The 13,131-nt window shown below is 59.8% G+C and carries 10 protein-coding genes; all 10 read right to left on the bottom strand.

Annotation, left to right across the window (positions count from 1 at the left end; all coding sequences use genetic code 11):
- Positions 1 to 36: 36 nt before the first annotated feature.
- Positions 37 to 1,209 carry a glycine betaine/L-proline ABC transporter ATP-binding protein gene (locus LPB260_RS10935; protein WP_208708752.1) on the bottom strand — a complete coding sequence of 391 codons (1,173 nt, stop codon included), beginning with the start codon at positions 1,207 to 1,209 and terminating at the stop codon, positions 37 to 39.
- 533 nt (positions 1,210 to 1,742) lie between these two features.
- Complete coding sequence (locus tag LPB260_RS10930) at positions 1,743 to 3,167, bottom strand: NAD-dependent succinate-semialdehyde dehydrogenase (protein ID WP_208708751.1); 1,425 nt, start codon at positions 3,165 to 3,167, stop codon at positions 1,743 to 1,745.
- Between the two features lie 125 nt (positions 3,168 to 3,292).
- A complete protein-coding gene (locus LPB260_RS10925) occupies positions 3,293 to 4,165 on the bottom strand; it encodes a LysR family transcriptional regulator (protein WP_208708750.1) in 873 nt (290 codons plus the stop codon).
- A gap of 143 nt (positions 4,166 to 4,308) precedes the next feature.
- Entirely contained in the window at positions 4,309 to 5,868 is a 1,560-nt protein-coding gene (locus LPB260_RS10920; protein WP_208708749.1) for a BCCT family transporter, read from the bottom strand.
- Between the two features lie 690 nt (positions 5,869 to 6,558).
- Positions 6,559 to 7,899 carry an adenylosuccinate lyase family protein gene (locus LPB260_RS10915; protein ID WP_208708748.1) on the bottom strand — a complete coding sequence of 447 codons (1,341 nt, stop codon included), beginning with the start codon at positions 7,897 to 7,899 and terminating at the stop codon, positions 6,559 to 6,561.
- Between the two features lie 196 nt (positions 7,900 to 8,095).
- Complete coding sequence (locus tag LPB260_RS10910) at positions 8,096 to 9,178, bottom strand: zinc-binding dehydrogenase (protein ID WP_208708747.1); 1,083 nt, start codon at positions 9,176 to 9,178, stop codon at positions 8,096 to 8,098.
- A gap of 223 nt (positions 9,179 to 9,401) precedes the next feature.
- Positions 9,402 to 9,764 (bottom strand): hypothetical protein, encoded by a 363-nt coding sequence (locus LPB260_RS10905; RefSeq protein ID WP_208708746.1) that lies wholly within the window; start codon positions 9,762 to 9,764, stop codon positions 9,402 to 9,404.
- 10 nt (positions 9,765 to 9,774) lie between these two features.
- Complete coding sequence (locus LPB260_RS10900) at positions 9,775 to 10,632, bottom strand: N-acyl homoserine lactonase family protein (RefSeq protein WP_208708745.1); 858 nt, start codon at positions 10,630 to 10,632, stop codon at positions 9,775 to 9,777.
- Between the two features lie 437 nt (positions 10,633 to 11,069).
- Entirely contained in the window at positions 11,070 to 11,888 is an 819-nt protein-coding gene (locus tag LPB260_RS10895) for a pyrroline-5-carboxylate reductase (RefSeq protein ID WP_208708744.1), read from the bottom strand.
- Positions 11,889 to 12,188: 300 nt separating this feature from the next.
- Positions 12,189 to 12,869, bottom strand: coding sequence for a TetR/AcrR family transcriptional regulator (locus LPB260_RS10890; protein WP_208708743.1), 681 nt, complete (start codon positions 12,867 to 12,869; stop codon positions 12,189 to 12,191).
- Positions 12,870 to 13,131 lie beyond the last annotated feature (262 nt).

Here is a 13,131-nt window from a genome sequence, read left to right as displayed (position 1 = left end):
GGTTCTGCGGCGCGTGCCGGCTCGACGGTCTGCCGCTCAGTGGCGACTCATGGTGTGCAGCAGCAAGCTCTTCGAAATCGTCCCCTTGAGCGCGCCGGCGTGGTCGATGACCGGCACCGGGTACGGCACCTCGGCGACGATATCCAGCACGTCGTGCAGGGGCGTGTCGATGTAGATGGGCTGGTGGCAATCCAGCTTGAGCTGCTCGATCCGCGCGGAGTCGGCGCCGTCGCGCAGCTGCGCGGCGTCGACCACAGCGAGCAGCTGGTCCTGTTCGTTGACCAGGTAGCCGAACGGCACGCCGGCGGCGAAGGCCGGCACATGGCCGTTGACCCGGCACACCGTGGCCGGGTCCAGCGCGGCGACGTCGCCGGCCTTGAGCACCCGCGAGCTGTCGAAGCCCTTGAAGAAGGCCTCGACATACTCGTTGGCCGGGTTGCACAGCAGTTCCTGCGGGGTGCCGATCTGCACCACTCGACCGCCCTCCATGATGGCGATGCGGTGGCCGATGCGGATGGCCTCTTCGATGTCGTGGGAGATGAAGATGATGGTGCGCTGCTGCTCGGCCTGCAGGCGGATCAGCTCGCCCTGCATCTCGCTGCGGATCAGCGGGTCGAGGGCGGAGAAGGCCTCGTCCATCAGCAGGATGGTCGGGTCGTTGGTCAGCGCGCGGGCCAGGCCGACGCGCTGCTGCATGCCGCCGGACAGCTGGTGCGGGTAGCTGTTCTCGTGGCCGGCCAGGCCGACCTGGGCCAGGGCTTCGATGGCCCGGGCGCGGCGCTCCTGCTCGCTGATCCCGGAGATCTCCAGGCCGAAGGCGGCGTTGTCCAGCACGCTCATGTGCGGCATCAGGGCGAAGGACTGGAACACCATGCCCATTTCCTTGCGCCGCACGTTGGTCAGCTCCTTGTCGGACAGGCCGGTGATCTCCCGGCCGTTGAGGTGGATGCTGCCGGAGGTCGGTTCGATCAGGCGGTTGAACAGGCGCACCATGGTCGACTTGCCCGAGCCGGACAGGCCCATGATGACGAAGATCTCGCCGCGCTTGACCGAGAAACTGGCGTCGAACACGCCGACCACTTGCCCGGTCTTCTGAAATATCTCGTTCTTGTCGGCGCCCTTGCGCAACATATCCATGGCCACTTCCGGCTGCGCGCCGAATACCTTGAATATGTTCTTGACCGAAAGTATCTCGTCGGCTTGGGTCATTGCGCCCTCTTCTTATCGATATATAAACGTGACCTTGGTGACGCCGCTCGGCGCTTTATCCAGGGCGAAGAAATCCCGCCAGCACGAACTCTTGGACAAGCTTCTGCCGACCCTTCAAATGGTCTGGATCACCGCGAATAGGCCCTTGGCGGCCGCCTGCTGGGCGTGCCGTCGGGGTGAGTCAAAGTTAGAGTTCGGGGGGCTGAGCGTCCAACGACATTTGTTCGGTCAAAACAATAACCTGATGTTATTGATTGACCGGATTACGCCTGGTACGGAAGCGAGACTGGCAGCCCAGGTCAGGACGACCCCGGCGATCTGGAAATACTGAGTACCGATCACGCAACACCGGCGCACGCACTCCCAGAGGGCGAGACCTGGGTAGTGCTGGGCCCAGTGCGCTGGAACGGCATCCGCTCAGTAGCGGTATGGCAGGAGAGCATGGCCGACGCTGATATCGGTGCGGGGCGACACGTCAGCTCTCCCCCGGTGAACAGGGTGGCCGCGTATAGCCGCCACCCTGCTTACTGACGTCAACGAAGACTGACGAACTTGCTCTTCATGTAGGCGTCCAGGGCTTCGATGCCACCCTCGACACCATAGCCGCTGTCGCCCCATCCCCCCAACGGAACTTCGGCGATATGGGCGGGAACATCGTTCACCCCTATGGTCCCTGCTGTCAGCTGCTCGCTGAAACGCTGTTGACGCTTGGGGTCATTGGTGAACACATAGGCTGCCAGGCCGTAGTCGACGTCGTTAGCAATACGAAGCACCTCGTCTTCGTCATTGAACGGCAGAATTGGGACGACCGGGCCAAAAATCTCGTTGCTCATGAGGTCCGCATCCAGGCTCACATCCGTCAATACCGTCGGCGCGAAATAGAAGCCCCGCTCGCCGAGGCGCTGGCCGCCTGTAGCCACCTTGGCGCCCTTCGACACCGCGTCCGCAATCAGTTGCTCCATTGCCTGCAGGCGCCGCTGGTTGGCCAGAGGCCCCATCTGCGTATTGCTGTACTTGCCATTGCCTACGGTCAAGCGGCTGGCAAGCTCGCAGAACTGGCTGACGAACTGTTCATACTTGCTCTCATGGACGAAGAATCGCGTCGGCGACACGCACACCTGGCCGGCATTGAAGAACTTCTTGGCGACCAGCATTTTCGCGAGGGGCTCAATGTCGACATCGTCGAACACGATGACCGGAGAGTGCCCGCCCAGCTCCATGGTGACAGGTTTCATGACTTCGCCGGCCTTGGCAGCCAGCAACTTGCCGACGGGCGATGAGCCGGTAAAGGTAATCTTGCGAACGGACGGGGCCGCAATCAGCTGGCTGGAAATCTGTGCCGGGTTGCCCAACACCACGTTGAGGGTCTTGCCCGGAACACCGGCGTCAAGCAGTGCCTTAATCAGCTCGATCGCCGAACCGGGCGTCTCCTCGGCCGGCTTCACGACGCAGGAACAGCCGGCCCCCAGCAGCCCGGCAAGTTTCTTGGCGGTCAGCACCACAGGAAAATTCCACGGGGAAAAAGCCGCCACTACACCGACCGGCACCTTGCGAATTTCGATGCTATTGCCACTGTCGCGACCATTCATCAGGCGCCCAGCCATGCGCCGGGCTTCCTCGCCGCCCCACTCGATGAAGTCGGCAGCGCGCTCGATCTCGCCAACCGACTCGGCCAAAGGCTTGCCTTGCTCCTGGGTCAGAATCTCCGCGATCTCCTGCTTGCGTTGGCGCAAGAGGTCGGCGGCGCGCTTGAGAATCGCCCCCCTCTGCCACTGGGGTACCGCCTGCCAGTCCTTGAGCCCCTGATTGGCCGATGCGACAGCACGATCGATGTCCGCCGGGGTGGCATGGCAGAAGTGGCCAATGACCTCTTCAGTCGCCGGATTGATAACGGGCTCTGTGACACCGTCGGCACCATCGGTCCACTCACCGCCAATGAAAAGTTGGTATGTATTCATGTTGCCTCCTGTATGAAAAAGACAAAAAGTTACTCGAACCGAAAACATTCGGTTGCTGTGATTAATATGCTGAAGGCGCGAGCGCGGCATGCCCGCGAGCGCTCGGCCGCTAAATTCGACTCGCGCTACTTGAACGCAGACTTAATCCACTCGGCAAACAGCATCTCCTTGGGGGAAATGCTGTAATAGTCCGGCTCCACGATAAAGAAGTTCTCGCGACTTTTAATCTCACCAAACTCGAGCTTGACCAGGCTGCCGTCCTGGATGAAAGCGTCGACCAGCGAATTGATTCCCAGGCATATGTAGTTCCCCGACCGGGCAGCCTTATAGGCCAGCAAGTTGCTTTCGACATACAGGCTGCTGGGTTTTACATCCAGACTCAGTTGCTGTGCGTCGCACCACTCCTGCCAGCCAATCTTGTTGCCCATCACCGAGATGAGCGGGTGCTCAAACATGTCTGCACGCTTAGTGATGCTATTGCGGGTCGCCGGCGAGCAGACCGGAAAAACATTATCCCGGGTCAGTTGATGGCAACTGGAGTCACCCCAAGCACCATCGCCGTACCTGATTTCAATGCCTCGTCCGATTTCGCCAAAATCCGTCAGCCACAACCCGGAATACAGCTCGACACGAGTCCCCGGATATAACTTGTGAAACTCATGAAGCTTTCCGGATATCCAAGTGTCTGCAAACGAGTAGTTCGACTTTATGGTGACCGTATCGGCACGCCCAGAGCCGAATAGTTGATCCGTAGTATCGGATATCTTGTCCAGGGCGATCTTGATAACGTTGTAGTAATGCTTGCCCACATCAGTCAGTGAAATCCCCTTTTTCCCCCTGACTATCAGGCGGGTATCCAGGTAGTCCTCCAGCGACTTGATCTGCTGGCTGACGGCAGACTGCGACACATTGAGCCTTTCGGACGCTTCGGTGATGGAGCCCGACTCGACGATGATCTTGAAAACGAACAACCAATTATGGGGTGGGGGTCTCTTCATCGTCGCATCCTCACTGTCTGACTTGGGCCATCGGGGATTGCAGAAGCCTTGAACAGCTCCGTTTTCTTCGCTCAGCAATCCCCGCGGGCTGGCGGGCTCGGTTCGAGAACTATCATAGCCCTGCCACCCAGCCCGGATGCGCGCTAGATCCGATGTGCCCGGCCATCCTCCAGCAGGTATTTCATGGTGGTAATCATCATGCAGAACAGGATCAGCAGCAGAGGCAAGGCGACAATCACCGATGCCGTCTGCATACTCTTCAACCCCCCCACGAACAGCAGGGCCAGCGGCAGGATGGTGATCACGAAACACCAGAACAGGCGGTTGGATTTCTCGGGCTCTTGTCCCTCGCCGAGTTCGCTGGACGTGGCGCAAGCCAGCACATAGGCGGCGGAGTCGAAGGTAGTGGCCAGGAGGACGATGCCGGACACGGCCAGCCCGATCAGCAGAAGAGTGGCGCCTGGCAGGGTCTTGAAGATCTCGATGATGGCGGCAGCGCCACCCTGGCTGTTGACGATGTCCGAAACGGCGAGTGCCTCGGTAATCTGCAGATCGATGCCATAGCCCCCCACCACGATATAGAACATGGCGGTGCCGGCAGTGCCGAAGACCAGCATGCCTAGAATCACTTCGCGAATGGTCCTGCCCTGGGAAATGCGGGTTACAAACATGCCCATGAAGGGGGCATAAGCAATCCACCAGGCCCAATAGAACACTGTCCAGGCTTGCGGGAAGCCACTTTGATTGACGCTGTCGGTCCAGGTGCTCATTTTGATGAAGTTTTCGACGGCATAACCCACGGAGTCGAAACCCAGGCCAATGATGAACTTGGTCGGCCCGACCATCAGGATGTACAGCACGATCGCCACCGTCACGACGGTCGAGAAGATGCTCAGGCGCTTGATGCCCTTCGCCAGCCCCAGGCCGCTGCTGATCGTGAAGACTGCCGTACAAACCAGAATGATGGAGATGTCCAGCGTGAGGCCAGGCTCTATGCCCAGAATACTGGCGACGGCCATGCCAATCATGGGCGTGCCCAGGCCCAGAGAGGTAGCGGCAGCCCCGAGGATGCCGAACAGGAACATGTAGTTGATGACCGTGCCCACGGGGCCGTCGACGAGATTGCCGAGTGCACCGCGGCACGATTCACTCAGGTTATAGATGTGCTTTTTCCGCACATAATAAATGTAGGACATGGCGATGGCCGGGACGCAATAGATCGCCCAGGCTGAAGGTCCCCAGTGGAACAGGCCATAGGCCTGAGCGACCACGTACATTTCATTAGTCTTGGGTTCTATGCCAAACGGCGTCCACGCATAGTGATAGGCCCATTCAGTGCCCGCCCAGAGCATCAGGCCAGTGGCGATACCCGCCAGAAATACCATCATTATCCAGGAACTCCTGGAGAACTCGGCAGGTGCCGCCTGGTCAGCACTCAATTTGATGTCGCCATAGCGCGAGCAGGCAAGATAAACCAGGAAGCCCATCGCGATAATGGGCAGGGACAGGAAGGCGAAGTCGAAACTGTGTGTCATTGACTTGAACAGGGTGTCAATGAAGCCTTTACCGTCTTCAGGCAGAAGGACAAGCGGCAAAGCAACCGCAATAACAATCAGAACACTCAAAATCTGCATTCTTCGATTGCTTTGAGTACGAGCGACATCTATGGGTGCATCTAGGCATTCTGAGTATTCGGTATTCATGATCTTACCTTTAAGCTTATTTTTATAGTGCGCGGCGTCGAATGCCTGTATCCATCCGGCGCGGCAGGTTCAGGTATGCACTTTACTTCGCTGTCAGGCCTCGGCTGCGCGTGCCCTATTTAAAGAGCAAGGCTATTGACCTGAGTATGAGCGGTACTGCGTTTCAGCATCCCTCCCGGGGTATCTGACGGTTGGACACAAGATACAAGGCCGGCAAACCTTGGCCGCTATTACTCCTCGATACAGCCATCACCTCAACTTATTATGTTGATCGCTGCCTCACTCTTACTTCTTGCTATGGAGCATAGTGATCAATGTGGATGCAGAAGGAAATTCAAATACTTTCTGCTACGCAGTAGAAAATCTTATGCTGCTGTTCCGCCTCTCCTCAGGCGACGCCTGAACTACCCCTGACGCTTTGCCCAAAGAGCAAATCCGCAGGTACTTGGCCCAGGCCAGCGGTCCGAAAGCGTCTCTGCGATACCTGAAGAAAGCCGGCATCGAGCAACTGCAGGCAGCCCTGCGCCCCCCAGCGTCCTTAGCACTGGCCAGTCCTGGGGCAGGAGGGCAGGTCAGGCGGCGCAGAAGCCAGGGGCAGACCCTGGCTTGCGCCGGACACAGCCGCTGCGAGCGGACTCGACGAGCCTGCGGCAAGCCGGTAGCGCCTGACACGGCCGGCTCGACCAGCCCTCAGCCAGCAATCACCCTGTCGACTATCGTCGGCGACAGGCCCAAATAGGACGACGGCGACAGGACCTGTTGCAGCGCATCCTCATCGAGGTGGCGAGTGACTCCGGGGTTTTGCGCCAGAACCTCGTACAGCGAACAGTCATGCTTCTGCGCTTCGAGACAGGCCTCGTAGACCACGTCGTGAGCAGCCTGCCGTCCGATATGCGGTGCCAGGGCCATCATGGCGGCCTCCGCGACTATCAGCCCCTTGCTGATGTCGAGATTCCTGGCCATCTTGTCGGGGAACACCTCCAGACCTTCCAGCAGGAACACGGCCTGAGAGAGTGCGCAATGGGCCAGGACAAAAGCCTGGGGCAGGCCTATCCATTCGGCATGCCAGGGGCCGGTCGCCCGCTCAAAGTCGGCCTCCTGAGCATTCATCAGCAGCCCGGCTGCCTTGGCAACCCCCAGATTGCAGCCACGAATGACCTCGCACGAGATAGGGTTACGCTTCTGCGGCATGGTCGAGGAAGCGCCGCGATCCTTGACGAAGGGTTCGGCGACCTCGGAGATCTCGTCCATGCACATGATCATGATGTCGAACGCGATCTTGCTCAGCGAACCGGTCATCAGGGCCAGGCCGCAGCCGACCTCCGCCAGTCCGTCCCGAGCCGCATGCCAGGGTGCGAGCGGGGTCGCCAACTGCAGCTCTTCAGCCACGACGCCGGTCAACAGCTCGGCCTTGTCGCCAATGGATGCCAGGGTGCCAGCTGCACCCCAGAGTTGAGCCATCAGTACGCGCGGACGCATTTGCTGGAGGCGGGCCTCGGCGCGACGGATGCTGTCCAGCCAGATCGCCGCCTTGTAGCCGAAGGTGATCGGCAAGGCATGCTGCAGGTGAGTGCGCCCGGCCATCACGGTATTGCGGTGCTCCTGGGCAAGAACGATCAGCGCCTTCTTGACCCGCTCGAGGTCCCTGTCGATCAAGGCCAATCCATTGCGAATCTGGAGAACCGATGCGGTATCCATGATGTCTTGCGTGGTCGCCCCCCAGTGGACGTAGCCGCCCGACTCGCTGCCACAGGCTTCGACCAACTGGCGCACCAGGCCGAGAATGGGGTAGCCCACGGTGCCGGTGTCATGGGCTAGGCGCGCCATATCGATCTGGATGCTGCGGGCCGCCTCGTCGATCTGCTCGGCGGCCTTTGCCGGGATAAGGCCGAGCTTGGCCTGGGCACGGGCCAGCGCGGCCTCGGTCTGCAGGAAGGCCTCTACGCGAGCCTCGTCATTGAAGACGGACTGCATTTCCTGCGAGTGGAACAAGGGGGCGAATATTTTCGAATCGAGGATCGAAGACGTCATGCTGAACTTCCTCTGGGAAGGCGAGGTAAAGGTTGTATGGGGGCCGCCCCGGCATATCGATCACCGCATGGGGCAGTTGCGCAGGCCAGATCGCCGCGAGTCCGGTCGAACGGCAGGGACGCCTGGATACAGGCGTCCTACTTCGCCCATGTCGGCAGGCAACTGGCGCCCGGGGCAGGCGAATGTGTTCCGTGGGTTATTTCATGACGATCGATGCCCGGGTGACTTTGCGCGACATGGAATCGGAAAGCGCCAGCTCGACGTCCTCCAGCGCGTACTCGGTGTCCAGTATTTTGTGGAAGGGCAGCCTGTCGATGTTCTCACTCAGGAACTTCAGCGCCTTGTACAGGTACACAGGCTGGTAACGCATGACCGGAATGACCGTGATTTGATTCCGGGTGATGTAGCCGGGGTCGATGGCAATGGTCTTCCCCGGAGTGACGTTGCCCATGGTGACGAACTTCCCGCCGGCCCGGACCAGTTCCAGGCCTTCGGCAAAAGCCTCTGGAACACCCGCCACCTCGAGGCATACATTGGCACCACGGCCATTGGTGAGCGCCTTCACCGCATGCACGCGCTCCTCTTTCGTCGGATACTCGCGCATGTTCAGAACATGGTCAGCGCCGAACTCCCTGGCCAATTCGAGGCGATTCTTGTCAGCATCAATGACGATGACGGTCACCCCCTTGCTCTTGGCCAAAGCTATTGCATAAATCCCCAGGCCACCGGCGCCCTGAATCACCAGGCTGTCCTGAACCGTGATTTCCGACAGCTCGATGCCGTAATAGACTTGCGACAGCGCACAATTCGCCCCTGCGGCCAACTTGTCCGGCACGTTGTCCGGCACCTTGTAGAAGAACTGCCCGGGATGGATGTAATAGTGGGTCGAGAAGGTCGTATGGAAATGCGGCGCTTCTTCAGGTTGCTTGGCCCAGAAGCTGTAGGCGTTTTCGCAAAGGTTGAGTTTGCCCGACAAACAGGAAGGGCAGCGCTGGCAAGCGATGAAGTAGGTGGCGGCAATACGGTCGCCTACTTTGATAGGTGCCCCGGCATTATCGGTCAGCACGCCCTCGCCGATCTGCTGCACCAGGCCCACCGTTTCGTGGCCCAGTCCGCCACTCTTCTTGGGGTGATGGCCGCACCATATATGCAGCTCCGAACCGCAGACATTACTGCATAGAACCTTGGTGATAATAGATCCGGGCTTGGGGGCTGGGATTTCATATTCCTGGAACTCGATCTGTCCAGGCTGTTTCATTACTGCAATCTTGCCTTTCATGATGACCTCGCTGAAGAATGTCGAACTTATTCTTCGAATAATTAGTTCCGGGGCGGCCAGTCCGACTGCAGATATTGCAGTTCGCATCAGGTTTAAGCGGCTCATCGACGCGCGTTAACAGCGCCACAAGGCGTCTGCCGAGTCGGCGGACAGGTGCCCAGAGAGCCACGTTACCGGCTCTCTGGCCCGGAGAGTTTGAGATCTAGCGGGGACCGGGTAGAGGTCAAACAACGCCGTTTTTACGCGTATCTATAGACTCGGTGATGCAGATGACCGGCTCGTCCCATGGGTGATGCTCGAAAATACTTTCGACCACTTTCGACAGGAGCGTCTTGTCTCGAGGGATCGAAAACTCGATCTTGGTCGAGGCAATGGAGAAGGGTTGGTCAATCTCGCCGCCATAGGTATTGGAGCCCGAACGTGGCGTGCACCTTTCTATACCGGGCTGAGAGCACCAGGACACCCCATCATAGTTCCCGTATTTCAGGCTGGTTGTACTGGCAATCCCGCCCAATACTTTTTCCAGGTACTCTTCGATCACGTACACCTTGATTCGAAATGTCTCGACAAACATGATATTGCTCACGACCTGCCCCTTACTCGTAATAGCCGTCAGTTGATTTTCTCAGGGAGTTGAACTGCTCGCTGTCATGCCCGAACCAGACGTCTGAATTTGTCTGCTTGGAGAGCTTTTGGATCTTCTCCACGGTTCTCATGTAACCCAGCGAGTCGTAGATGGTCGCGGGCAGTCGACTTGGGTTGCTGTAGTTTTCTGCGGAGTAGACGGCATCTGATGCAAGTATCAGCCGACCATGACCGGGCAGGTCGATATGCAGGCCGAGCATGCCATACGAGTGTCCACCGCCGAAGTTCAACACCCGAACGCCATCGAGCAAGTCCAGGTCGCCGTCTGCCTCCTTGACCACTTTCCAGGTCAGATCATTCTTGATCCACGCATCGACATCATCCCAGATGAACCCTTCGGCACTTCTGTTCTGGGCGTAGTTGGAAAGGGCAGCGTTGAATTCATTCTGATGAACGATGATCTTCGCGTTGGTGAACAACTCCAAACAACCAGAGTGATCGAGATGCAAGTGGGAAACCACGACATAGTCAACCTCGCGAGGGTCTACGCCAATTTCTTCCAGACGACTGTGCAAGTGACAGTCCTGACCGTTGACCATCGCGGTGTAGTGAAACATGTTCTGGATTTCTTTCGGCCACCGGCCGTTCTCACCCATGCTATTGGGGTTGCAGGCGGTATCAAACAATACCTTGCCGTCGGGATGGTCGATGAACACGGTATAGATGGGAAATTCGATCATCTCGGCAGGCTTGTTCGGCTCGTCGATAGTGGCCGGATTATGCATGCTGATCATGAAGTTCTTATCCATCTTCATGCGACCATTATCCAGCACGTAAACTTTTGGCAGTTGCTTGATGAAATTGGACATGAATGCACCCTCGTATTGTTCTTGGTCTGTCGTCTGGTTGATTTCCTGCTTAGCGCTGACTGCATACTGTTCAACATTGGGCCAGAAGAAAATTCAAATTTTTTCTGCTAAGCAGTAGGAAAACTTATGCTGAAGGCGTCGTTCTAATACGGAGCAAATAATGCGCCCACGCCATATCTGCGGCTCTATGCGCCCGGCCCCGCTGCTAGGCGGATTCGCCCTGAACAACCCGGCGAGGGAGATTGCCGCACGAACTCAGTCCGACCTTTTCGGCAAGAGGGCCGGGCAGCGCAAAGGTTCGCGATGGAGCCGGCCGCGGTGCGGCCTTTTTGGAGTTGTCACAGCAGTGAGGAGTGTCGCCCAGCAAACAGGCCAGGGGCAGGAGGCCGGTAGCAGGATGCTCGCGAACTAAGGCGCCGCCGCGCCGATCCGGCTACTCAGCGCGAGTCTTGCGCATAGCGGTTCTTCATCCGTTGGGCAGCCGCTTCGGCCGCCTCCAGACCGGCCCCGACGGCCTGCCGGAAGCCGGCGTCACCCATGGCCTGCAGGCCGGCGGCGGTGGTGCCGCGGTAGTCGAGCATGGCCTGGACCATCTGCGCCGGCGACATGCCAGCGCGGCCGAGCAACTGGCTTGCGCCGACCACCACGCCACGCACCGCGTTCTCGGCCACCTGGCGCGGCAAGCCCCTGGCCAGGGCGTGGGCGAGCATGGCCTCGGCCAGCAGCGCCGGATAGGCCGCGCCCGAGCCGACCAGCCCGGTCAGGTAATCGAGATCGGCTTCGCTGGCCACTTCGTCGGCGCTACCGCAAGCCTCGAACATCGCCTGGGTGAAGGCCTTGTCGGCCGCCGTGACCTGCGCCGTGGCGAACCAGGGGGTGTAGCACTGGCCAATCTCCGCGGCGGCATTGGGCATGGCGCGGATGATGCGCCGGCTGCCGGTGCGGGCGATCAGGGTGTCGACCGAGACCCCGGCCATGAAGGAGATGACCAGCTTGTCGGCGGCCTCGACTTGCACATCGGCGAACTGCTCGGGCCGCACCGACAGCACGATGATCTCGGCCAGTTGCGCCAGCTGGCGGTTGTCCTGGGTCAGCCGAACGTCGGGCCAGGCCGCGAAGCCCTCGACCCGCCCGCTGCGACTGGAGAGGATCAGCCCGGCCGGCGCCAGCACGCCCTTTTCGAGCAGGGCGCCGCCGATGGCGCGTCCCAGCCAGCCGCCGCCACCGATGATGCCGAGCGTGATTGCCTGTGCCATTTCTCCTCCCCTACGGCGCAAGGCCGTTCATTCAAGCAAGGGCAACGCCAGGGGCCTGCCCCTCCCAGGTGGATGGCTACGGCCATCCACCCTACGTATCTGCGCCCCCGTAGGGTGGGCAACGCCGGAGGCTTGCCCGACGTGGTGAATGGCTACAGCCATCCACCCTAGGTTTCTGCGTTCCCGTAGGGTGGGCAACGCCGAAGGCTTGCCCACCATGATGGCTGGCTACGACCATCCACCCTAGGTTTCTGCGCCCCCGTAGGGTGGGCAACGCCGAAGGCTTGCCCACCATGGCGCTTAGGTGTGCAGCGGGCCCTTCGCCGCCAGGGCCACCAGGGTCGGTGCCTGCACCGCATAGCCGTGGCGGGCATAGAAGCGCTCCAGCTCGCGGGGCTGCGGCGGCTGGCCGGTGAAGATCTTCACGTACTCGGGAATGCGCTGCATGCGCGTCAGGGCATCCTCGTGGGTGTTCATGCTGATGTAGCCGATCTGCGTCAGGTAGGTCGAACGGGCCCGCACGTCGGCGCTCATGCCGTCGAAGCCGAAGCGCTCGAACATCCCGCTCAGGGCGGCCAGGCGCGCCTTGTCGGCGACATCGACCTCCTCGGCCACCCTGGGCTCCTGCAACGCCCAGCTGCGCACGGCGAACTCGAACTGGGAATCGAACAGGGCCGGGGTCAGCCAGCAGTCGAAGACGTTGAGGATGGCCTCGGCGATGCTTTCGGCATAGGCCTCCGCCTGGCCGACCAGGTTGCCGGTGTTCTTCGCCCGCCAGCGCTCGATCAGCGCGGCCAGCAGCTCATCGCGGTCCTTGAAGAACCAGTAGAAGCTGGTGCGCGACAGGTTCAGTTTCTTCGCCAGCGGCTGGATGCGCACGGCCTCGACGCCGGACTCGACCAGGCTGTCATAGGCCGCCTGCAGCCAGCCCTCGGCCGAACCGCGCCAGCCGCTTTCGGGGGATTTCGTCGGTGTGCTCATGGGCCGATGCTAGCGGCCGCTCCCCCGCGGCACAAGCGCAATGTCCACTAACGTTGATAAAAGAGACATCCATGTACATTTAAGCCGCCTCCTGCCACTGCCTGGATATTCCAACAATGGGCAGTCAGAAGGCTGAAACCTGCCTTTTACCGATCATCAGCACCACCGCGAGCGACACCAGATAGTCGAGAGCGACATCGGCGGCCCGCGCAAATGTACACAGAGGATCATTAAATAGACACTCATGTACATTAACCCCGAA

Source organism: Pseudomonas sp. LPB0260, assembly GCF_013388395.1.
Note: the sequence above shows the minus strand (reverse complement) of the source record. Positions and strands in the feature narration are given on the sequence as shown.

Coding starts and splice junctions, on each gene's coding strand:
- LPB260_RS10935 (WP_208708752.1), bottom strand. CDS start 1,209: ATGACCCAAGCCGACGAGATACTTTCGGTCAAGAACATATTCAAGGTA.
- LPB260_RS10930 (WP_208708751.1), bottom strand. CDS start 3,167: ATGAATACATACCAACTTTTCATTGGCGGTGAGTGGACCGATGGTGCC.
- LPB260_RS10925 (WP_208708750.1), bottom strand. CDS start 4,165: ATGAAGAGACCCCCACCCCATAATTGGTTGTTCGTTTTCAAGATCATC.
- LPB260_RS10920 (WP_208708749.1), bottom strand. CDS start 5,868: ATGAATACCGAATACTCAGAATGCCTAGATGCACCCATAGATGTCGCT.
- LPB260_RS10915 (WP_208708748.1), bottom strand. CDS start 7,899: ATGACGTCTTCGATCCTCGATTCGAAAATATTCGCCCCCTTGTTCCAC.
- LPB260_RS10910 (WP_208708747.1), bottom strand. CDS start 9,178: ATGAAAGGCAAGATTGCAGTAATGAAACAGCCTGGACAGATCGAGTTC.
- LPB260_RS10900 (WP_208708745.1), bottom strand. CDS start 10,632: ATGTCCAATTTCATCAAGCAACTGCCAAAAGTTTACGTGCTGGATAAT.
- LPB260_RS10895 (WP_208708744.1), bottom strand. CDS start 11,888: ATGGCACAGGCAATCACGCTCGGCATCATCGGTGGCGGCGGCTGGCTG.
- LPB260_RS10890 (WP_208708743.1), bottom strand. CDS start 12,869: ATGAGCACACCGACGAAATCCCCCGAAAGCGGCTGGCGCGGTTCGGCC.